Source organism: Prevotella sp. LCP21S3_D2 (genome assembly GCF_052118345.1).
Lineage (GTDB): Bacteria > Bacteroidota > Bacteroidia > Bacteroidales > Bacteroidaceae > Prevotella.
Map to the genome: position 1 here is coordinate 147,766 of NZ_JBQKHJ010000001.1, position 23,472 is coordinate 171,237.

General features: G+C 46.1%; 15 protein-coding genes. 7 read left to right on the forward strand and 8 right to left on the reverse strand.

What is annotated here, in order from left to right; all coding sequences use genetic code 11:
- Nucleotides 1-9: 9 nt before the first annotated feature.
- Nucleotides 10-2,142: a Tex family protein gene (locus ACTQ16_RS00705; RefSeq protein ID WP_441935617.1), complete on the reverse strand. Its 2,133-nt coding sequence runs from the start codon at nucleotides 2,140-2,142 to the stop codon at nucleotides 10-12.
- 162 nt (nucleotides 2,143-2,304) lie between these two features.
- Here ACTQ16_RS00705 and ACTQ16_RS00710 point away from each other — a divergent pair, with 162 nt between their 5' ends.
- On the forward strand, nucleotides 2,305-2,457 hold the full coding sequence (locus tag ACTQ16_RS00710) for a hypothetical protein (protein WP_441932800.1): 153 nt from the start codon (nucleotides 2,305-2,307) through the stop codon (nucleotides 2,455-2,457).
- 764 nt (nucleotides 2,458-3,221) lie between these two features.
- On the opposite strand, the gene ACTQ16_RS00715 is transcribed toward ACTQ16_RS00710, so the two are convergent.
- Together ACTQ16_RS00715 and ACTQ16_RS00720 are read right to left on the reverse strand one after the other, a co-directional pair.
- Entirely contained in the window at nucleotides 3,222-4,685 is a 1,464-nt protein-coding gene (locus ACTQ16_RS00715) for a sensor histidine kinase (protein ID WP_441935619.1), read from the reverse strand.
- 12 nt (nucleotides 4,686-4,697) lie between these two features.
- The gene (locus ACTQ16_RS00720; RefSeq protein WP_153123719.1) at nucleotides 4,698-5,393 is read right to left on the reverse strand and encodes a response regulator transcription factor; all 696 of its coding nucleotides are present in this window, start codon (nucleotides 5,391-5,393) and stop codon (nucleotides 4,698-4,700) included.
- A gap of 260 nt (nucleotides 5,394-5,653) precedes the next feature.
- Here ACTQ16_RS00720 and ACTQ16_RS00725 point away from each other — a divergent pair, with 260 nt between their 5' ends.
- Entirely contained in the window at nucleotides 5,654-5,890 is a 237-nt protein-coding gene (locus tag ACTQ16_RS00725; protein WP_217761325.1) for an XRE family transcriptional regulator, read from the forward strand.
- An 89-nt stretch (nucleotides 5,891-5,979) separates the two neighbouring features.
- Here the strand turns inward: ACTQ16_RS00725 and ACTQ16_RS00730 are convergent, their stop codons facing one another.
- Entirely contained in the window at nucleotides 5,980-7,191 is a 1,212-nt protein-coding gene (locus ACTQ16_RS00730) for an NADP-dependent isocitrate dehydrogenase (protein ID WP_217761323.1), read from the reverse strand.
- Between the two features lie 249 nt (nucleotides 7,192-7,440).
- Nucleotides 7,441-8,301, reverse strand: a complete 861-nt coding sequence (locus ACTQ16_RS00735) for an OmpA family protein (protein ID WP_293630084.1) — start codon at nucleotides 8,299-8,301, stop codon at nucleotides 7,441-7,443.
- 275 nt (nucleotides 8,302-8,576) lie between these two features.
- On the opposite strand from ACTQ16_RS00735, the gene purL reads away from it, so the two are divergent.
- The 5 genes from purL (at nucleotide 8,577) to ACTQ16_RS00760 (ending at nucleotide 17,578) form a co-directional block, all read left to right on the forward strand.
- Nucleotides 8,577-12,302: a phosphoribosylformylglycinamidine synthase gene (purL, locus tag ACTQ16_RS00740; protein WP_441935621.1), complete on the forward strand. Its 3,726-nt coding sequence runs from the start codon at nucleotides 8,577-8,579 to the stop codon at nucleotides 12,300-12,302.
- Between the two features lie 4 nt (nucleotides 12,303-12,306).
- Nucleotides 12,307-12,846 (forward strand): chromate transporter, encoded by a 540-nt coding sequence (locus ACTQ16_RS00745; RefSeq protein ID WP_153123710.1) that lies wholly within the window; start codon nucleotides 12,307-12,309, stop codon nucleotides 12,844-12,846.
- Nucleotides 12,847-12,943: 97 nt separating this feature from the next.
- Nucleotides 12,944-13,516 (forward strand): chromate transporter, encoded by a 573-nt coding sequence (locus ACTQ16_RS00750; RefSeq protein ID WP_441935623.1) that lies wholly within the window; start codon nucleotides 12,944-12,946, stop codon nucleotides 13,514-13,516.
- 213 nt (nucleotides 13,517-13,729) lie between these two features.
- A complete protein-coding gene (locus ACTQ16_RS00755) occupies nucleotides 13,730-16,171 on the forward strand; it encodes an alpha-L-arabinofuranosidase C-terminal domain-containing protein (protein WP_441935625.1) in 2,442 nt (813 codons plus the stop codon).
- Between the two features lie 498 nt (nucleotides 16,172-16,669).
- Nucleotides 16,670-17,578 carry an IS4 family transposase gene (locus tag ACTQ16_RS00760; RefSeq protein ID WP_441935626.1) on the forward strand — a complete coding sequence of 303 codons (909 nt, stop codon included), beginning with the start codon at nucleotides 16,670-16,672 and terminating at the stop codon, nucleotides 17,576-17,578.
- A gap of 373 nt (nucleotides 17,579-17,951) precedes the next feature.
- Here the strand turns inward: ACTQ16_RS00760 and ACTQ16_RS00765 are convergent, their stop codons facing one another.
- The 3 genes from ACTQ16_RS00765 to ACTQ16_RS00775 all read right to left on the reverse strand — a co-directional run bounded on the left by ACTQ16_RS00765 (nucleotide 17,952) and on the right by ACTQ16_RS00775 (nucleotide 23,284).
- Complete coding sequence (locus tag ACTQ16_RS00765; RefSeq protein ID WP_441935627.1) at nucleotides 17,952-19,391, reverse strand: AAA family ATPase; 1,440 nt, start codon at nucleotides 19,389-19,391, stop codon at nucleotides 17,952-17,954.
- A 150-nt stretch (nucleotides 19,392-19,541) separates the two neighbouring features.
- Nucleotides 19,542-20,522, reverse strand: a complete 981-nt coding sequence (locus ACTQ16_RS00770; protein WP_441935858.1) for a family 43 glycosylhydrolase — start codon at nucleotides 20,520-20,522, stop codon at nucleotides 19,542-19,544.
- Between the two features lie 110 nt (nucleotides 20,523-20,632).
- Nucleotides 20,633-23,284, reverse strand: a complete 2,652-nt coding sequence (locus tag ACTQ16_RS00775; RefSeq protein WP_441935628.1) for a lipocalin-like domain-containing protein — start codon at nucleotides 23,282-23,284, stop codon at nucleotides 20,633-20,635.
- Nucleotides 23,285-23,472: the final 188 nt, after the last annotated feature.

Sequence of the window (23,472 nt, forward strand, 5' to 3'; positions counted from 1 at the left end):
ATATTCTTTTTACTTTACTCCCTTCATGGAAAGGGCGATGCGCTTGCGCTTCAAATCTACTTCTGCCACACGCACCATCACATGCTCATGAAGCTTTACCACCTCACTTGGATCATTGATGTAGCGATTAGACATTTGGGAAACATGAACCAGACCGTCGTTGTGGACACCTATATCAACAAAGGCACCAAACTTGGTGATATTGGTGACGATGCCCGGCACAACCATGCCCACCTGCAAATCCTCTATCTCCTTGATGCTGGCATCAAACTCAAACTTCTCCACCTCACCACGAGGATCCAAGCCCGGTTTGTCAAGCTCGGTCATGATATCCATCAAAGTAGGCATACCTACCTCAGCAGTTACATATTTCTTGATATCAATCTTCTTCTGTAGAGATTTATCCTCAACCAATTGCTTCACTGTAACACCTTGATCCTTTGCCATCTGCTCTACCAGCGCATAACGCTCAGGATGCACGGCACTATTATCCAACGGATTCCTGGCACCAGGAATACGGAGGAAACCAGCACACTGCTCGAAGGCAGATGGCCCCAGACGAGGCACCTTCTTCAACTGAGCACGGGAAGCAAAAGCACCATTCTCGCGACGATATTCAACGATATTCTTGGCAAGAGTAGGTCCCAATCCACTCACATAGGTAAGGAGATGCTGGGATGCTGTATTCAGATTTACACCTACCGAATTCACACAACTCATCACCACGGCATCAAGACTCTTCTTAAGCTGTGTCTGATCCACATCATGCTGATACTGACCTACACCGATGCTCTTTGGGTCAATCTTTACCAATTCGGCAAGCGGGTCCATCAGTCGTCGACCGATGCTCACGGCACCACGAACGGTAACATCCTCATCAGGGAACTCATCTCTCGCAATCTTCGAAGCCGAATAGATAGAAGCACCATCCTCGCTCACCACATAGATATCCACAGGGTGTGGATAACTTATTTCGTGCAGCCAATCGCTGGTTTCACGACTTGCCGTACCATTACCCACAGCCATTGCCTCAACCTGATACATCTTCACCATGCGCTGGATGGCAGCGGTAGCCTCATTCTTCTTGTTACGTGGAGGATGAGGAAATACTATTTCGTGATGAATCAGATTACCCTGCGCATCGAGACAACAGGTTTTACAGCCATTGGCGAACCCCGGATCCACAGCCATCACACGCTTCTGTCCTAAAGGAGCAGCGAGCAAAAGCTGTCGCAGGTTTTCTGCGAATACTACAATAGCCTCCTCATCAGCCTTCTGCTTGCTGAGAGCAGCAAACTCAGTTTCAATACTAGGCTTCAGCAGACGCCTGAAAGCATCATCCACAGCCTCACCCACCAAAGTCTGGCATTCACCGAAACCATGTACATAATGACGCTTCAGTTTATCCTGACACTGCTCATCATCAGCTGAAATGCTGATACGGAGGAAACCAGCCGCTTCACCACGACGCATCGCCAGCAAGCGATGAGAAGAACATTTCTTTAAAGGTTCAGAGAAATCAAAGTAATCAGAGAAGCGCTGAGCCTCCTCTTCATCCTTTTTCTTAGCCACTACCTTTGAGGTGATGATGGCACCTCGACGGAACTCGCCGCGAATCTGATTGCGACTCTGCTCATTTTCGCTTACGGTTTCGGCGATGATATCCTTGGCTCCCTGAAGTGCAGCCTCCACATCCTTCACCTTATCACCCACAAACTTCCTGGCAGCCTGTTCCGGATTGCGCTCACGCTGGAAGAGGAGCAGTTGTGCCAGAGGCTCCAAGCCTGCCTCACGTGCTATCTGTGCACGGGTGCGGCGCTTAGGCTTATAAGGAAGATAGATGTCTTCCAGTTCGGTGGCATCCCAGCAGTTTGCGATACGCTCCTTGAGTGCATCGGTCAGCTTTCCCTGTTCTTCTATCGTCTTGAGAATGGTTTCCTTGCGCTTCGCCATCTCCTTCAACTTTTCATTAGCCTGGGCGATGGCTTCAATGTTTACCTCGTCCATATTACCGGTTTTCTCCTTGCGGTATCGCGAGATAAACGGAATGGTGCAGCCCTCTTCGAGCAGCGCCAGAGTATTTTCTACAGCCTGCTCCTTCAGATTGAGCTGGGCTGCTATCAGCTTTGTAAATTGATTCATTTATGATATTTATACAATAAAATTCAAACTGTTTGTTCATGCAAAGATAGAGAAAAAAGTTGGTTTGCCCAAATATTCCCTCATATTATTTGGCGGTTTCACTAAAAAATCGTAGCTTTGCAGCAGAAATAGCTTTAGATACATCCAGCACGCCCGATTTTCTTGATTTACATCAACAACCACGTAAACTTCATCACAAAGGTAGGTTTCCTCGGTTACAGAGGCTATTCTCCTGACCATGGTGACAACTCATCAACATTCGGACTTAACGTAGATGCGAGCAACATTTCATTTGGTGCTATCTACAAGTTCTAATCTTAGGGTGCTCATTTACTCATAAGCAATAATATCAGGGGGCGCAAGCGATTCCTTTCCTGGAAACAGCTTGCGCCCCATTTTTTATCTGCAAGCGAACACACTTTTACTCTTCACTCTTCACCTTTCCTTCGGAACCCCCAGTGTTTATCGGCATTCTGAGGGGGTGAAGAGTTTGCAGCGACTCTTCACCCACTCTTCACCACTCTTCACCGATTCCAAAGACCAACAGGCGTAAATTGCAGCGCAAGACCGCTAGATGTCAAGGAGAGAAGCAAGACCGCCAGGCGTCTCTAAGGAGGGTGTGCCATAAGTCTGAATAATAGTTGGCGCATAACAGTTGACCATCGCATGCACATCACCTGTTGTGCATGCGCATATCAGCTGTTATGCAAGCGCACAACAGCTGTTGTGCGACCGAAGATACTGGCTGTTTCAACAACATATCCTAACTCTTCCAACAACAAGAAGAGGGTGAATCATAAACTTATGACACACCCTCCACCGAACCAGCCAGGGTGAAGAGTGGTGAAGAGTGGGTGAAGAGTCGCTGCAAACTCTTCACCCCTCGAAACGCCCATAAACACTGGGGATTCCGAAGGAAAGGTGAAGAGTGAAGAGTATTTCCTTATCCCTTACTTACAACACTTTTACAGGCATTTACGCTGACTGTTGCAGTAGAACAGCCAGCTGGCGAGCGTACGGCTAGTCAGCTGTCTATCGTTCACCAGTACACTGTTTCCGATTAACAGATAGCCATATTTCTACTTTTTAAGCGTAAATTCAAACTTCAAGCCGCCTTCCTGCTGATTACTTACACGGATGGTTCCGCCATGCAGGAGAACGGCATTCTTGACGATGGCAAGACCCAAACCGGTGCCACCCATCTTGCGGCTGCGTCCCTTATCTACCCGATAGAAACGCTCGAAAAGACGGGAGAGATGATCGGCAGGAACTCCCTGACCATTATCACAGAAGATGAAATGCCACTTATTGCCCTGCTCCTTGGCACTCAACGTTATCTTACGCCCTTCGCCGGCATAAGCTATGGCATTGTCGGTTAGATTGCGGAACACACTATAGAGCAGACTGCGGTTACCCTTCACGATAATATGCTGGTCGGGAAGAAGATTCTCGAAAGTCATCTGGTGCGATTCTCTTTCCAGCGCCGTCTCACGGGCTATTTCACTCACCATCTGCGTAATGTCTACCGCCTCGAAATCTATCATATCCGAACCGTCATCCAACCGGTTCAGGGTAGAGATGTCGCGAAGCAGAGAGGTGAGACGCTCGCTCTGGGCATAACAGCGCAGCAGAAACTGCGACTTCATCTCTTCGTTGATATGCGGATTGTCGAGTATCGTTTCCAGATAACCCTGGATACTTGCTACAGGAGTCTTCAGCTCGTGGGCGATATTCTGGGTAAGCTGGCGCTTCAGTACATCCTGTTCACGTCGGGTGGTCTGTATGCGCTTATACATCTTGATAATTCGCTCGGCAATCTCACCCAACTCATCATTAGGGAATTTAGCCAGATCTTCCACCTCCAGGCTCTCATTATGATCCGCCTTATAAGCAAAGATACGGAGTTTGGATACATTCTTCGCCAATCTGTTTGTAAAACGGTATAGCACCAGGGTAAGTAGGATGATGGCTGCCAAGGCAAACCAGATATAATGCAGATCAGCCTGAAGCGACTTGGTCAAATCATCATTATATGGCAATGCTGTACGAACGATAAGATGACTCTTCGGGAAATAGGACGCTACATAGAAATAATCCTGCTTCAGCGTTTTCGACTGTCGCTCTACGCTCGTACCCATTCCCTCTTTCAATGCCTGTACTATCTCCGCACGCTGGGCATGATTGGCAAAGTGGCGATAATCCTTACTCATATTGTCAAAGATTACGGTTCCATCCTTCTTGACCAAAGTTACACGAAGGTCCTTACTCTCATGCGTCTGCACAAAATCTTCCAACTTTGCCTCTGCCACACGCACGCTATCCACCACTTCCACACTGTCAGAAAGGAGAATGCCACAAGTCTTGGACAATTCCAAATCCTCTGCCAGCAGTTCATTATAGTTGGCAAGTTTCAGAGTCAACGTACTAATCTTATACTGTTTCTCGCGTGTTTGCTGAAATACAATAAAACTGACAGCGAACACAAGGAACACCGCCAGTACGCTAAAATACAACTTCTTACCTACATTATTCAGTTTAAACATGATGATATCTGTTTATGCATCAAAATAATAACCAAATCCCAAACGGGTAACAATACACTTGGAAAATTTACCAATTTTCTTTCGCATACGGGTAATATTCACATCCACAGTACGGTCGAGCACCATCACATCCTTTGGCCATACACGGTCGATGAGTTCCTGACGAGAGAACACCTTCCCACGCTCTTCCAGCAGAAGGCGCAAGAGTTCAAACTCTGTCTTGGTAAATGGCACACACTCTCCATCCACAGTCACCGACTTCTTGTCCAGATTGAGCTGCAAACCCTGATAGTTAATCAGAGAAGGCTCGCTGCTGTTACCTCTCTGCTCCATTGTACGGCGCAGCACAGCACGCACTCGCACCATCACCTCCCGGATAGAGAAAGGCTTGGAGATATAATCATCTGCACCCAGATTGAATCCGGTCACAGTATCATTCTCCGTATCACGGGCTGTCAGGAAGATGATAGGCACATGAGCTGTCATCGGATTCTCCTTCAACTGTCTTGCCAGCTGAAATCCGCTCATTCCTCCCATCATCACATCAAGCAATAAAAGATCATAAGAGGCAATATCCATCGATATAGCTTCCTCACCCGAATTGGCAGTATCTGCCTGATACCCCTCTGTCTCTAAATTGAACTTCAAGATTTCACACAAGTCCTGCTCATCATCAACAACCAGGATTTTCTTCTTATTTGCTTCCATATTCCTATCATTTAAATTCTGCCTGCAAAATTACACTTTTTCTTTTGTAATACGCATTACATTCGATTACAATTCAATTACATTCACCAAATCAGCTTAAAAAAGACTAGTTTTATTACAATTTTAAAGAATTTTATGACACACTTTAACGCAATGTAACCAAATCCGCTACAAGTTTGTTCGCTATTTTAATACTATATTGGTAATTTTGCAACCGGATTTAGACAAGAAAATATAAAATCTTTAATAAGCAAAGAATTATGAACGATAAAGTTAATACTGTGGTCATAGGCAAACTCATCAAGGAAGAACTTCAACGGCAGGGTAAAACATCTGTATGGTTGGCAAACGAGCTTGGTTGCCATCGCACCAATATATATAAGGTATACGATCGCACTACCATAGATACGGGCATGCTGTTCCACATCAGTAAAATCTTGAAAGTTGACTTTTTCAAGTACTACTCAGATGCTCTTTCTTCCAAGCGTAAGAAGTAAAAGTTTCCGCTCTTTATATCAAAAAAGCCTTACCCAGTGTCATCTATTGGCTCCGGTAAGGCTTTTCCTTTGTTTATCTGATTTTTGGCTTATCCCAATCTCTTCTCCAAACGCTCACGAATAGCAGCGATGAAACCTGCAGAGTTCACGGCCTTAGCCTCAACTCCCTCCATCAGGTTGACGAGGTCTTTGGTAGCGATACCGTCATTCAAGGTATCGAAGCAAGCAGCCTCCAACTGGTCGCCAAAGTCCTGCAACTCCTTGATGCCATCCAGCTCACCACGCTTTCTCAATGCACCGCTCCATGCAAAGATGGTTGCCATTGGGTTGGTAGATGTATCCTCACCTTTCAAGTAGCGATAGTAGTGACGTGTTACTGTACCATGTGCTGCCTCATATTCATATTTTCCATCAGGAGAAACCAAGACAGAAGTCATCATTGCCAGAGAACCGAATGCGGTACTGAGCATATCGCTCATCACATCACCATCATAGTTCTTGCAAGCCCAGATGAAACCACCCTTGCTACGAATCACACGAGCCACGGCATCATCAATCAATGTATAGAAGTACTCGATGCCAAGCTCTGCAAACTTCTCCTTGTAGTCGCTCTCGTATACTTCCTCAAAAATCTTACGGAACTGAGCATCGTAAGTCTTGGAGATGGTATCCTTGGTAGCGAACCAGAGGTCCTGCTTGGTATCGATGGCAAACTTGAAGCAGCTGTGAGCAAAGCTGCGGATACTCTTGTCGGTATTGTGCATACCCTGAATAACGCCAGCGCCATCGAAGTTATGGATTTCAACCTCCTGCTTCTTGCCACTCTTACCCTCGAACACGAGTTTAGCTACTCCCGGTTCATCGGCACGAATCTCCACGCTCTTGTATACATCTCCATAAGCATGACGGGCGATAGTGATAGGCTTCTCCCAGTTCTTCACACATGGGTGAATGCTAGGAATGGTAATAGGAGCACGGAACACGGTACCGTCCATGATGCTACGGATTGTTCCGTTAGGACTTTTCCACATTTTGTGGAGCTTATACTCGTCCATACGCTGGGCATTAGGGGTAATGGTAGCACACTTCACGGCTACACCATATTTCTTGGCAGCCTCAGCAGAGTCAATGGTTACCTGGTCATTGGTCTGATCGCGATAAGGCAAACCCAAGTCATAATACTCAGACTTCAAGTCAACGAAAGGAAGAATCAGTTCGTCCTTGATCATCTTCCAAAGGATTCTTGTCATCTCATCACCGTCCATCTCTACCAATGGAGTCGTCATCTTAATCTTTTCCATAACAATTCATGTCTAATTAATAATTTGCCTGCAAAATTACAAAAAAGATTTGATAAAAGAAAGGGAATTAAGATATTTTCTATCAAAATGACAATAAAACACGCTTTTTCTAAGCCATCTTCTATAATTCATGCATATTTATACAAAAAAGGCACCAATGAGCATAAACCCATTGGTGCCTTCTATCATATACATCAGGACGCAATGATGTGCAAGCCCTGATTATTCATTCTTCATAATCTACCAAGATTACTTCTGAGAATCCTCTGGAGCCTTGTCGATCAAGTCCATGAACTGGTCGAGCTTAGGAGTGATGATAATCTGGGTACGACGGTTACGCTGCTTGCCAACCTCTGTATTGTTGGTTGTAACAGGGTTGTACTCACCACGACCACCAGCAGTCATACGCTTAGGATTAACACCGAAGTTGTCCTGGAGATATTGAACAACAGAAGCTGCACGGAGAGCAGAGAGGTCCCAGTTGTTACGGATGTTCTTCATCTTGGCACTTGTTGTGCTTACAGGCACGTTATCAGTGTTACCCTCAATGAGTACATCGTAATCCTTGTAGTCCTGGATAATCTTGGCAATCTTGCTCAAAGTCTCCTTAGCACGGCTGTTCACCTCATAGCTACCGCTCTGATAGAGCATGTTGTCAGCCAAAGAGATGTAAACCACACCCTTCAATACCTGAACGTCAACTTCCTTCATCTCCTCACGGCTGAGTGAGCGGGTCAGGTTATTGGTCAATACCATGTTCAGAGAATCGCTCTTGCTCTTCACCTCAACCAAATGACGGATGTACTGGTTGCTCTCATTGATCTGGTCAACGAGCTTCTCGATGCTAATGTTGTTCTGATTAGCATTTGTCAAACTCTTGTCAAGAGCACTCTGCAACTTAGCGTAGTCGCTCTTTGCAGTAGCAAGCTGCTGCTGAGCTGCAGCGAGACTAGCCTCTGTAGCAGCCAACTTCTCCTTTGTATCTTGGTAATTGGCAGTCAACTCTCTGTTTTCTGTCTGGCAATTCTGAAGATCCTTCTTACTAGCGCAACTTGTTGTCAACAAAGCTGCTGCCATCAAAACCATTGCAAAAATCTTAGTCTGTTTCATATTCCTTTATTTTTATTTTCAGTTATTAAAAACACATTTAAATGTTACACACGCTTTCACGGTGCAAAGTTACTTATTAGACCCGAATAACCATCATTTGTCAAAGCGTTTTAGACATTTTTAACCACAAAATCAATATTTTGTAGTTTTTTACAAGGGGAAAGCATTAACTAACTATAAAAATACGAGCAAAGGCTTTGTATTTCCAAAATTTAGCGCTATCTTTGCAACCGAAAGAAAAATAAATACATTAACATAATAAAAAGAGAAATAGTATGATTCTTTTTTTCAGAACTCCATCTAAGAGTGTGATTGCGACCGAGATTGATCACAAACCATCTCAGGACGAAATCAATGAACTTTGTTGGCTTTATGGTGACGCGACTTTAGAGGACGCCCAGCAGTTGCAGGGCTTCTATGTCGGTCCACGCCGTGAAATGATTACTCCTTGGAGTACGAATGCCGTTGAGATTACTCAGAACATGAGTCTTAACGGCATTTCGCGTATCGAGGAGTACTTCCCTGTGGATAGCGAAGACGCTGAGCACGACCCTATGCTCCAGCGTATGTACAACGGTATCGGTCAGGATGTGTTCACCGTGAACCACCAGCCAGAACCTATCAAGTACGTCGATGACCTCGAGAAGTATAACGAGGAAGAGGGTCTTGCCCTCAGCGAGGACGAAATGGCTTATCTCCACAAGCTGGAGAAAGAGAACGGACGCCCTCTCACCGACAGCGAAATCTTCGGTTTCGCACAGATCAACTCAGAGCACTGCCGCCACAAGATCTTCGGCGGCCAGTTTATCATCGACGGTAAGGAGATGGAGTCTTCTCTCTTCAGCATGATCAAGAAGACCACTCAGGAGAACCCTAACAAGATTCTCTCTGCCTATAAGGATAATGTGGCTTTCTCACAGGGGCCTGTCATCGAGCAGTTTGCTCCAGCCGATCAGACTACCAGCGGTTTCTTCCAGGTGAAGAATATCGAGAGTGTTATCTCTCTGAAGGCTGAGACTCACAACTTCCCTACTACCGTAGAGCCTTTCAATGGTGCTGCTACCGGTACAGGTGGTGAGATCCGCGACCGTATGGGTGGTGGTGTAGGTTCATGGCCTATCGCAGGTACTGCCTGCTACATGACTGCTTATCCTCGCTTGAAGGATGACAACGGCAAGAGCGATGCTGAGCGCGACTGGGAAGACATCATGCCTGTTCGTAAGTGGCTCTATCAGACTCCTGAACAGATTCTGATCAAGGCCTCCAACGGTGCATCAGACTTCGGTAACAAGTTCGGTCAGCCTCTCATCACCGGTTCTGTGCTTACATTCGAGCACGAGGAGAATGGTGAGAAGTATGCATACGATAAGGTAATCATGCTTGCTGGTGGTGTAGGCTACGGCAAGAAGCGTGACTATAAGAAGGGTGAGCCACAGAAGGGCAACAAGGTTGTCGTAGTAGGTGGTGACAACTATCGCATCGGTCTTGGTGGTGGTTCTGTTTCTTCTGTAGATACAGGCCGTTACAGCAACGGTATCGAGTTGAACGCTGTTCAGCGTGCCAACCCTGAGATGCAGAAACGTGCCTACAACCTGGTTCGTGCACTCGTTGAGAACGATGAGAACCCAGTAGTCAGCATCCACGACCACGGTTCAGCCGGTCACTTGAACTGTCTCTCTGAGTTGGTAGAAGAGTGCGGTGGCGAAATCGATATGTCTAAGTTGCCTATCGGCGACAAGACTTTGAGCGCTAAGGAAATCATCGCCAACGAGAGCCAGGAGCGCATGGGCTTGCTCATCGACGAGAAGTATATCAGCGAGGTTCAGAAGATTGCCGACCGTGAGCGTGCTCCAATGTACGTGGTTGGTGAGACTACTGGCGATGCTCACTTCAGCTTCAAGCAGGCAGACGGCGTGAAGCCATTCGACCTCGATGTAGCTCAGATGTTCGGTCATACTCCTAAGACTGTGATGGTGGATGAGACCGTAGAGCGTAAATATGAAGATGTAACTTATTCTGCAGATAACCTCGACGAGTACTTGAAGCGTGTTCTCCAGATGGAAGCTGTGGCTTGTAAGGATTGGTTGACCAATAAGGTGGACCGTTCCGTAACAGGTAAGATTGCCCGTCAGCAGGGTCAGGGTCAGATTCAGTTGCCACTCTCAGACTGTGGTGTCGTAGCACTCGACTACCGTGGCGAGAAGGGTATCGTAACTGCAATGGGTCATGCTCCTCAGGCTGGTCTTGCCGATCCTAAGGCAGGTTCAGTACTCTCTGTAGCAGAGTCATTGACTAATATCGTATGGGCTCCATTGGCAGATGGCATGGACAGCATCAGCCTCTCTGCTAACTGGATGTGGCCTTGCCGTAGCCAGAAGGGTGAGGATGCCCGTCTGTACGAGGGTGTGAAGGCATTGTCAGACTTCTGCTGCGCCATCCACGTGAACGTACCAACAGGTAAGGACTCTCTCTCATTGACCCAGCAGTATCCTAACGGCGAGAAGATTATCGCTCCAGGTACCGTTATCGTAAGTGCTGGTGGTGAGGTTTCAGATGTCAAGAAGGTGGTTAGCCCAGTTCTCGTTAACGACAAGAACTCTAGCCTCTATCATATCGACTTCAGCTTCGACGAGCAGCGCCTCGGTGGTTCAGCCTTCGCACAGAGCCTGGGCAAGGTGGGCAGCGATGTTCCTACCGTCAAGAACCCAGACTACTTCGTTGACTGTTTCAATGCCGTACAGGAACTCATCAACCGTGGTTGGGTAATGGCTGGTCACGATATCAGTGCCGGTGGTTTGATTACAACTCTCCTCGAAATGACATTCGCCAACGTAGAGGGCGGTATGAAGATCAACCTCCACGACATCGCAGATGCCGACATCATCAAGACTCTCTTCGCAGAGAACCCAGGTGTTGTCATCCAGGTAAGCGATGCTCACAAGGACGAGTTGAAGGCATTCTTCGATGAGAACGGTATCGGTTATGCCAAGATTGGTTATCCTGCTCCTGAGCTCCGCAAGATCATCATCAAGAAGGAAGGCTTCGAGCACGAGTTCGATATCGATGCATTGCGTGATGACTGGTATAAGACATCTTACCTCCTCGACCGCAAGCAGAGCATGAACGGTATGGCTAAGAAGCGTTACACCAATTATAAGAAGCAGCCTATCGAGATGAACTTCGGTTATGGCTTCAAGGGAACTCTCGCTAGCTACAGCCTAGACGCTAACCGTCGCAAGCCATCAGGCATCAAGGCAGCTATCATCCGTGAGAAGGGTACCAATGGTGAGCGTGAAATGGCATACTCTATGTATCTCGCCGGCTTCGATGTAAAGGATGTGATGATGACCGACTTGATTTCCGGTCGTGAGACCTTGGAGGATGTAAACTTCATCGTATTCTGCGGTGGTTTCTCTAACTCCGACGTTCTCGGTTCTGCCAAGGGTTGGGCTGGTGCATTCCTCTACAATCCTAAGGCTAAGGAGGCACTTGATAAGTTCTATGCCCGCGAGGACACCCTTTCACTCGGTATCTGTAACGGTTGTCAGCTGATGGTTGAGTTGAACCTCATCAATCCTGAGCACAAGCATCGTTCACACCTCTGCCACAACACATCCAAGAAGTTCGAGAGTACATTCCTCGGTTTGACTATTCCTCAGAACGACAGTGTGATGTTCGGTAGCTTGAGCGGTGATAAGCTCGGTATCTGGGTAGCTCACGGCGAGGGCCGTTTCTACCTGCCTGAGCCAGAGGATCACTACAACATCATAGCGAAGTACAACTACGCTGAGTATCCAGGTAATCCTAACGGCAGTGACTACAATGTAGCAGGTATCTGCTCTGCAGATGGTCGCCACTTGGCAATGATGCCACACTTGGAGCGTGCCATCTTCCCATGGCAGAACGCTTGGTATCCAGCTGGTCGCCGCAACGACGAGGTAACTCCTTGGATTGAGGCATTTGTCAATGCACGTCAGTGGATTGAAGAAAGAGTAAAGTAAATAAATGAAATATACAGATTTATTTAAGACATTCATGAAGATTGGCATAGTCACCTTTGGTGGTGGCTATGCCATGATTCCTATTATAGAATCCGAAGTCGTCGACAAGCATCATTGGATGACGAAGGAGGAATTTCTGGATGCCATCGCTACTACCCAGGTTTGTCCGGGGGCCTTGGCCATCAACATGAGTTCCCTGCTCGGATATAAGTTGGCAAAGACACCGGGAGCCATCGTCTGCACCCTCGGCGCTTCGTTGCCATCCTTCCTTATTATCCTGGCGATAGCCATGTTTTTCCATCAGTTTGAAGACAACAAGGTGATTGCTGCCATGTTTGCAGGCATCCGTCCTGCCGTCGTGGCATTGATCGCCGTACCTACATTCTCGCTTGCCAAGAGTGCCGGAATTTCGCTTGTCAACTGCTGGATTCCTATCCTGTCAGCCCTCCTGATATGGCTTCTGGGCGTCAACCCAATCTGGATTATTATCGCTGCTGCCGTAGGTGGATACATCTATGGACAGTTTATCCAGCCAACGGAGTAAAGTTTAATGTACAATGTATAATTAATAATGTATAGAAGCCTCCGAGGCAAAGGCGTAAGCCTCATTGTTAATTATCAATTATTAATTATTAATTGAAATGATATTTCTTCAGCTTTTCATCGTATTCCTTCAGATAGGCATCTTCGGATTCGGAGGTGGCTATTCCATGATTTCCCTGATCCAGGGACAGGTAGTTACGCAGTATCATTGGATGACGATGCAAGAGTTTACCGATGTGGTTGCCATCTCTCAGATGACACCGGGTCCTATCGGTATCAACGCCGCCACCTATTGTGGCTATACAGCAGTCCATAATGCCGGCATGAGTGGCATGATGGCTGTACTCGGAAGTGCCATGGCAACCTTTGCGTTGGTTCTCCCATCCTTGGTTTTGATGATTCTTATCAGCAAGATGCTGTACAAGTATATGAACACCTCAGCCGTCCAGAGCATCTTCATCGGTCTTCGCCCAGCCATCGTCGGTCTGGTAGGAGCCGCAGCCCTGCTTCTGATGAATGGCGAGAACTTCTCTACGCCAGCCAATCCCTGGCATTTCTACATCTCCATCGCCCTCTTCTTTGCCACCTTTATCGGCGTGAAGGTGATGAAGATCAATCCTATCCGCATGATACTCTACTCGGCTTTTGCCGGACTGGTATTACTATATTAAAACCGATTTTATTGACCAACAATAAACAAAAGGTGGATTTTCTGATGAAAATCCACCTTTTACACTATATTTCGCATTTTGTCCACCTGTTTCTTGTGCATTTTGTGTACTTTTGCAACTGTGTATTAATAGCCGCATGGATTCAGGCTAAGCTTGATTTCATGCCATCAACAAGAAATAAAATAAACAAACCTAAGAATAAAGAATAAACAAATGAATAAGAAAAGACAGATTTTACTTTCGGCTGTGCTCGCCTCAGCTTTGGCTGCCAACGCACAGGTTACCATCAATGTAGATGCCTCAAACCCAGGCATCAAGGTATCTCCTAACCTCTATGGTATCTTCTTCGAGGATATCAACCATGCTGCCGACGGCGGTCTCTATGCCGAACTCATCAGCAATCGCTCCTTCGAGGATGATGACAAGAATATTCCAACCTGGAAGACTGCCGCTCAGGAAGGTGCTAAGATCAATGCACAACTCATCAACAAGGGTTTGCTCAACAATGCACAGGGCAAGGCACTACAGCTTACCATCGCTGCCAAGCCTGCAGCTACAGCCTCTCTCATCAATGAGGGCTTCTGGGGCATCAACGCCTTCCAAGGCAGAACCTACAAACTCTCTTTCTGGGCGAAAGGCAGCTACAAGGGCGGATTGAAGGCTCGCCTCACCAACACCAAGGGCGATAAGGTGTATGCAGAAACATCCCTCAATGCCAAGGTAGGCAAGAAGTGGACCAAATATACAGCTGAACTTACAGCCAATGCCAACGATGCGAAAGCACAGTTTGAACTCGTAGCCGACGGAAAGGGTACCATCGTTCTGGATGTGGTAAGCCTCTTCCCTCCTACTTTCAAGAATCGCGAGAATGGCTTGCGCCCTGACCTGGCTCAGCTTCTTTATAACATCCATCCTAAGTTCGTCCGTTTCCCTGGCGGTTGCTACGTAGAGGGACAGGAGTCTCCTGAGAATGCATTCCACTGGGAGAAGACCATCGGTCCTATAGAGGAGCGTCCGGGACATAAGAACGTAAACTGGCGCTATCGCACCAGCGACGGTATGGGATTCGATGAATATCTGCAGCTTGCCGAAGATTTGAACGCCAAACCTCTCTATGTTGTGAATGTTGGTTTGTGGCACGGCGGTATGACTCCTGTTGATAGCATCCAGCCTTGGATTGATGAGTGCATGAATGCCCTGGAGTATGCCAATGGTCCTGTTACCTCCAAGTATGGTGCGCTGCGTGCCAAGAACGGTCATCCGGAACCATACAACATCGAATATCTGGAGATTGGTAATGAGAACAACCAGCCGGATCCTGCGGCTCAGAGCGACCACTACTACGAGCGCTTCAAGAAGTTCAAGGATGCCGTATTGGCGAAATATCCTAAGATGCACCTCATCGGTAACGTGGTAGCCTGGGGCGATGATAACCCTAAGTGGGAAAGCAACGAGAGCGTGGAATTACTCGATGAGCACTACTACAGAAACCCAGCCTGGTTTGCTGAGAACTTCAACAAGTATGATAACTACGACCGCAAGGGCAGCGAGATTTATGTAGGTGAATATGCCGTAACCCAGGGCTTCGGCAATATGGGTTCGCTCGATGCAGCACTCGGTGAGGCAGTCTATATGATGGGCATCGAAAACAATTCTGATATTGTGACCATGGCATCCTATGCTCCTATCTTCGCCAACCTCAACAACCGCATGTGGGCACCGGATATGATTCAGTATACATCAGATAAGGTATTCGGAACTCCATCCTACTATGTCCAGAACGTGATGGCGAACAACATCGGTACCCGTGTACTGAAGGTGAACCAGGAGAATCCATACAAATATGAGCAGACTCAGGTGAAGCCAGCCATCTGCCGTGTGGGAATGGGAACTTGGGGCACCCAGGTTTCTTTCGAGGACAAGGGCTACAGCGATGAGAACGGCAAGGCGCTGCCGATGACCTTGCAGGAGTTGCCTACCGACATCCGCGGTCAGTGGAAGACAGAAGGCAGCATCATCAAGCAGACCAGCAACGAAGAGAGCTGCATCCACTTGAACCCAGGTGAGATTACCAGCAACGGCTATATATATAAGGTACGCGCGAAGAAGGATGCCGGAAACGAAGGTTTCCTCATCATCTTCAACTACGTGGATAAGAACAACTACTGCTGGTTGAACCTTGGTGGCTGGAACAACACCCAGCACGGTGTGGAGTCTATCGTGAATGGTGCCAAGAGTCAGGTGGCTACCTGCCCAGGCAAGATTGAAACCGGCAAGTGGTACGATATCGAGCTGAAGGTAGTGGGCGACAGCATCTTCGCCAAGTTGGATGGCAAGGAGGTATTCGCTACCAAGTTGAAGGCAAACACCCTTCCTGGCATCTTCTCAACAGCAACGCTTGATGAGAAGACTGGCGAGGTAATCCTGAAGATTGCCAACACCAGCACCGAGCACACCACAGCGAAGATTAATCTTCAGGGCAAGGAGATCAAGAATGGCAAGCTCATCCGCCTTTCTGCCAAGAACGGTCTGGAGGAGAACACCATCGACAATCCTACCAACATCTATCCTGTAGAAAACTATGTAACTACAGAGAAGAATGGTGCTACGGTAGAGATTCCAGCCAGCTCGCTGAATATCATCCGTTTGAAGTAAACAAGCTACGTCTGGGGCGTCAAGCCCTAGACAACTCCATCATATGATCCATTTTGAATAGTTGATAAGATAGTTAGTTAAAAAGAGAAGGCGGCAACCTGCGTGATGCAGTTTGCCGCCTCGTTTTTTATGATTGTCTGATAGTATTGAATGGAAGACATCGTTATTCAAAGCTATTATAGCTGTATGTATCATTTATATCCTCAAATACTTTGAAAAAGTGTTTCTAAGGAAATAAAAACGTTCAAAATACCATAAAAGATACGGAGAATGGCTACACCCGTAGCCATTTTTTCGTACTTTTGCTAGCGTTATCGTTCTTTAGACGCCATTATGACAAATGAGCTATCGGATTATATATTAACATTACAAGACACTAGTGTCCCGTTAAAACGAGACGATCATTAAATAAGTTGTTAATACTCAAAAGTTTACGGACTTTTTAGTGTACTCGATTTGATTTTGTATCTTTGCACGCATATTTAAAATACGTGTGCGATGAACAAAGGCAAAACTATATTTTCTCAGATTATGTCACTTATACCAGAACGTGATTTCAAAAGTTGTGTAGACCGTGATAAGGGAAACTACAGAGCAAGAAACTTCTCTTGTAAAGACCAATTTCCAGTAATGAGCTATGCTCAATTAACAGGTCGTGATAGTCTTCGAGATATAGAAAACTGCCTTACGGCACTCTCCAGCAAACTTTACCATTGTGGTATTAGTTATGCTGTACCACGTAATACTCTAGCAAAAGCTAACGAGAAGCGAGATTGGCATATCTATAAAGATTTTGCAGACGTTCTTTTGAAAAAAGTACGTCCTCTTTATGCCAAAGACAAGTTCAGATTAGACCTTGACAACATGGTATATGCTTTTGATAGCAGTACTATAAGTCTGTGTCTCAAATTATGTCCTTGGGCAAAGTTTCGCAAAAACAAAGGTGGCATCAAGATGCACACATTAGTCGATTTGCGAGGAAATCTTCCAGTCTCAGTTTATTTGACATCAGCATCGGTTAATGATGTAAAAGCTCTTGATAATCTCTACATAGAACCTTCTGCTATCTATTTGATGGACAGAGGATATGTAGATTTTAACAGACTCTTCAAGTTGATAACTAAGAAGAATGCATTCTTTGTTACTAGGGCAAAAGATAACATGCTTTTTGAAGTTGTATCAGAAGCCGAAGTTGACAAGAGCACTGGTATCATTTCTGATGAACGTATCAAATTAACAGGACTACATACTGCCAAATGGTATCCTGAAGAACTTAGAATGGTAACCTATGAGGACTATGCAACCAATAAGGTGTATAGGTTTCTCACAAACAACATGGAATATGAACCGCTTACCATATCTGAATTATATAGGGAAAGATGGAACGTGGAACTTTACTTTAAATGAATTAAGCAACACCTTCACATCAAATCTTTTTACGGAACTTCCGAGAATGCCATATATCTGCAAATCTGGATTGCCATATGCACATACTTGCTTTTAGCTTATGCAAAGAAAGTGATGCACATAGATCAATCGCTACACACTATTTCAAAGAACGTGGGTCTATTCCTTACGGACAAGACTCCTTTAAATGAATTGTTTAACAAAGCTGTTCCAACAGAAGTGACGGCGGATTGGCTATATCCTAGCCTTTTCAGCCCCGACGATTTCTAAACGGGACAGCAGTGCTGTCACATAATATTTCATGAAATCAGCAATCTTTTCTTTAACGTGTTTTGAGAGTTATACAAACAAAGCTTTGTTATTGAACCTCCTATCAGCTAAACAAATCATCCAATGTAAGAGAAGAAGCAAACAAGTCGGAATACTCATTGCTAACTAAATCTGTAGCTCCAATATAAGTCAGATGGAAAGTCAATGCCGGAAACATCTTCTCCAAAGTTTGTAAACGAGTACCCAAAACTTGTGCATACGACTTCGTGATAGTAAATGGAGACTTATAGAACTTCATCTCACAAACATTCACTACATCATCAGCACGTTCTATCAAAAGATCAATTTGCATACCATCATTTTCAGTATCACCCTTCAACACTAAAGAAGACTCCTGCGAAGACACAGCACCAATATGAAGAGCATATTTTATCTGCGAAATATGCTGCAAACAAACCTCCTCGAAAGCAATGCCACGCCATGAGGCAATGTCGCTCTCCTTCAAATGCTGCTGCCAGTAGTCAGTTTGCTTTACTGCCTTCTTCTCCTTAAAATGAAGCCAGAACCAGCAAAAGGAATCGATAAGCTTGTAATACTCCTCTCGCTGACTGAAACCAAATGGAGTATATTTCACCACAAAATCACTGCCCAACAAGGCTTTCAGCATCTTGGTAAAATCACCATTCGGATTCAAACCGGTATGCTCCGCTATTTCCTTACGGGTGAAACCTGCATGCCGGGTTCCCAAAAAGCGCACAATCTTCATACAGTCTTCTGCATGATCAAACACAGAATTGAAGAGCCTGTCAAACTCATCCCCCAGCTTCGCCTGACGGTCAAAGAACAAGGCATCTATGTTCTGAGCCAGACTATAGGTTGGATTAAAGAAATTCATATAGAAAGGAATTCCCCCCATAATCATATAAGCCTGCGTAATATTATAACGGGACATCTTGATGCCACGACTCTGATAGAATTCCTCACATTCTTTCAAAGTAAACGGTGACAGTTTGATTTCTCCTGTCAAACGACCATATAATCCACCTTTATTACTGATTAGATTATCAAGCATCCAGGAGGTGGCAGAACCACAGACTACGAGCAAAAGATTATGGCGCATATTGCCCCAACCATTCCAGAAAGCCTCTAATGCGGTAAGAAAACCGGAACGTGCCGTATCCATCCAAGGCAACTCGTCGATAAATACCACCTGTCGGGAACCATTATCGCAAGTTTCCAAAAAACGTTCCAGCAAAAAGAAAGCCTCCATCCACGACTTAGGTTGCGCAATATCCTCCATGCCATGGCGAAGAAGCGAGAAATAGAAATTCTGCAACTGGTCTTTCAAAGTTATCTTACGACGACGGTCGTAAGGCGACAATCCTGTATGATGAAACACCATATCATCATGAAACACCTCATCAATCAAGAATGTTTTACCGACACGGCGACGACCATACACAGCCACAAACTCTGCCCTACTACTTGCGTAGTAACGCTTCAATTCTGCTATTTCCTTTTTTCTACCTATTATTTCACACATAATCATACTCAATTAGATGCTGCAAATATACGACAAATTTCGAAAATAGCGAAAGAAAATAGCGCTTATTTCGCTACGAAACCGATTTTTTACCGTTCGTAGCGGAATAAACGCTATTTTAACTCTATTTTAACAATAAGCTAATATATCTTATTCCAGCGTCAGCCACCCATCTTCCGTCCAGTTGATTCGCTTCTGGACCAGGATGCTGGCGCCATTCTTGGCGATACTGTAACCATGGCAGAAGAAGAAATCGCCATCAGGGAAGGAGTAGGCTGAACAATGGCCCATCGCCTCATATTCCTTCTTGTCACCTTCCAGCAGCAGGGTGCCACCACCCTCTCGCATATCCTTACCCGTCTTGTCCAGATAAGGACCGGAAACCTTCTTGCTTCTGCCTACGGCAACACGATAGGTACTCTTCATCCCTTGGCAGCAGTAATCCCAACTGACGAAGAGATAGTAATAACCACCATGCTTCATGATGAATGGAGCCTCGATGGCATTGGTGCCGGCATCCTTGGAAGTAGGATTGGTAGGCACATCAATCTGATTGAGTGCATAACGGCGGGCAATGGTCTGAGGCTTGGCGCCCTTCTTCACATGCATCGTCTTCTTGTCCAGCGGAATGAGCTGGATGCCATCCCAGAAAGAACCCCAAGTAAGCCAAGGCTTGCCCTTCTCATCTATCACGAAATTAGGATCGATGGCATTCCAATTCACTTTTCCACCCTTTGAGACAATGAGACAACCCTCGTCTTTCCAACCATCGGTATCGGCTAAAGAAACATTGCTGAGCAATCCGATGGCAGAGGTGTTCTTGCCGAAGGTAGAACAGGAATAAGCCATATACCACTTGTTCTTATACTTGATGACATCAGGTGCCCAGGTATGACTCTCATAACCCGGCACACTATCATGGGTCCAGGCAGGGAAAGCACCACGCGCCTCGTCTTTCAATACACCCTGCGGATTCAAGGTCCAATGCTTGTGGTCGGTAGAAGTCATCTGCGCAATGCCATGACCCGTGCAGTAGAGATAGTACTTGCCGTTTTCATAAGCCATCACGGGGTCGTGAACCATAGGAGTGTCTACCACGACAGGCTCCAGAGGAGCATTCTGTGCCATCATCTGGCAACCGCCTTTTACAGCAGGAGCAGCAATCATCATTGCTGCTCCCAATAGTATTTTAGATAAATTCATCTTCTTTGTATTATACCTTATTATAATATATAAGAGAATTACTTGTTCACAAACTTTCTTCCATTTACAATCACTACACCCTTGTAGCTCTTGTCCACCAGCTGACCTGCAAGATTGTACCACTTGCCGTCATTCTGCTTCTTCTGGATAATGATAGGAGCGATTCCGGTATCTACGAGGCTAGAGCCATCGATATAGGAACCCTCGTTTACGAAGAACAAGGTAATCTGGCTAGGTTTGCTGGCAATGGTGGTAGAGAACGAATAGTTGTATACCTTCTTGCTGGTAGTTGTGATTGTAGCAGTCATCTTGAAGGCTCCATTAGCGGCATACTCCACGTTCATGTCAACCAAAGACCCGTTCATATCATTCTTGAAGGTATCCCAAACGTAATTGCTTACACAGCCAGTGTTAGAAGCAGTAGTGTTGTTCCAATTATCGCAACGGATACCGAAATACTCGGCATAGCCAGTAGCACCATGTGTCACGTTGGCACCATACAAAGCCCAGTTGCACCAGTTGTTAGCAGCATTACTATAGTTATAGAACTTAAACTGAGCCTTCTTACCAGCCTGCAACTTATAATCTGCCGAGAAGTTGGTCCACCAAGCAGAAGTTGTATTCTTCAGTGCAGACACCGGATAATAAACCGGAGTTGTTTCCTCAGCCTCAGCATCGATATTCAGGGAATAATCCTTCACATACTCATACTCATCCTTGCTGATGGTCATGGTCATGGTTACCTTGCCCTTTCCCTTCACCTTGCCTTCATCGGTCAGGATAGAGGTATCGCTTGACTTCCATGAAATATTCGCACCCATCTTGCCCTGAGTAGGCAGAGAAGGAGCCGCATTCAGTGTGGCACCATCTGCAAATGGCAGAGTCAGATTATTGACGGTATACTTGATGGCTGCCTTGGCATCTGCCTTTACAGCCCAAACCTCCTGCTGATAGGTGAAGTTGTTCTGTCCCAGTGCCACGCTACCGCTTGATGAAGAGAGAGCAGAGATGGCGATGGCTGGGATATTGGTATAGTCGATGGTCTGCTTAACCAGTACGCCACGATATACGACATCATTGATAGTCAGGTGGATGTAATCAGTACCAGCCGTACGCTTCCAGGTTCCCTTCTCGGCACCAGTGATGGTTCCATCGGCATTGAGAGTAATGTTCACAGGAGTCTCGAAAGCCTTTGCCTTGGTGTTCTGACCATACTGATGACGCATGAACTGATAGTCGCCTGCAATGTCAGCATCTGCGATAGATGCCTTGGAAGCGATAGCTGCATCGGTGATGGTCTCGCCGTCAAACTCGAATGGAGCTGCCATCAACCACCCCTCGTCATTGAGGAAGAGCTGATGAACACGAACCTGATGACCCTCGCCACCATTGCTGAAACGGGTGTGGTAAACCACGAAAGAACGGTTCTGCTTGTCTACAAACGCAGAGTTGTGACCCTGTGCTATTTCAGCACCGCTCATTGCATCCCACTGGTAACCGCCAAAGAGCAATACGCCACGGTTGTCTTCTGTGGCAGAACTATAGTTCATCTTATAACTCTTGAAGAGTGCCGATGTGCCATAGCAATCCTTGTAAGGTCCATCTGGATTCTCAGAACGGAAGATGCGCATCTGGTAACCGCCATCGCTGGTCAAGCCACCATAGCTCATGAAGAGGAAGTAGTACTTGCCTATCTTCTGAATATAGCTTGCCTCACCCGATACGTAATATCCACCAGCAATCTTCTTGCCGAAGTAAGGATCGCTGGTACAGTTGGCACTGGCAGCACCCGGAGTGGTGACCTTGCCATTCACCTCGTAAGGGAAGGTATAGGTATAGTCGCGGAGACCGTTGGTCTTATCCAACTTAATCATAAAGATACCACCCGACCAGGAGCCGTAGCTCATCCAGAGGTTGTCGTTATCATCATAGAAGACGCATGGGTCGATACAGTTTGGCCAATAGGTTCCCCATTTATCGCCCACCTTATAACGGGAAGGAAGAGCGGTTTCGCCTGTGGCAATGGCAAAGTCGGTATGTTTCCAGTCATCCGCAGCAGCGTATGAATTGTGAGCGTATGTGCCCTGGAAACCGGAGAAAACTACTGGTCCCTGATAAGTCCAAGGTCCTTCGATATTATCTGAAACAAAGCATACGATGGAAGAGCACCAGTGGTCTCCATTCAGACTCATATACATACACCATTTCTTCATGGTCTTGTTGTATACGATGTCTGGTGCCCACTGATTGCCCTGCACATTATAGCCTTTATACTGCCAGCTGTGGGCATTGAAGTTGCCGAACTTCACCTTCTCACCCTTGCTGTTCTTCACTTCGGTGACAACATGCGACTGATAGGCAATGGAATAATTAACCAATGTGCCCTGCTTGTTGGCAAAGAGACTGTTCACATTGCCGGCAGCTTCCTCGCCCGCCTTGAACGGAGTCCATTCCTGGTAGTTGCTTGCCGCAGTGGTCTTGCCCCTACCCAGATGAGAACCATATATATAATAGGTAGGCGAGTTAGGGTTGGTGATGTCATCTACCACGATAGACGGGTCGTGGCAAACCACACGCTTATTATATGCTCTCGACGTATAAGCATTCGTCAGGTCGTTGTCGCTGACCTGTGTCTGGGCAGTAGCACCGATGGCAGCAAGCCCCAACATAGAGAGTAATAATTTCTTCATAACTTGATAGAGTTAAATTATTGATTTGTAAAAAGAAAACCAAGACTTCTGATATGATGCAAAAAGGCAGACCTATGTGGAAATGTGTTTTCACATAGGCCATGCCTTATCATATTATTTCAAAAATCTCTTATCTGCGATGAGCACGTGTATAGTGCTTGCGGGCAGCAAATGATGAATTTGCGAAA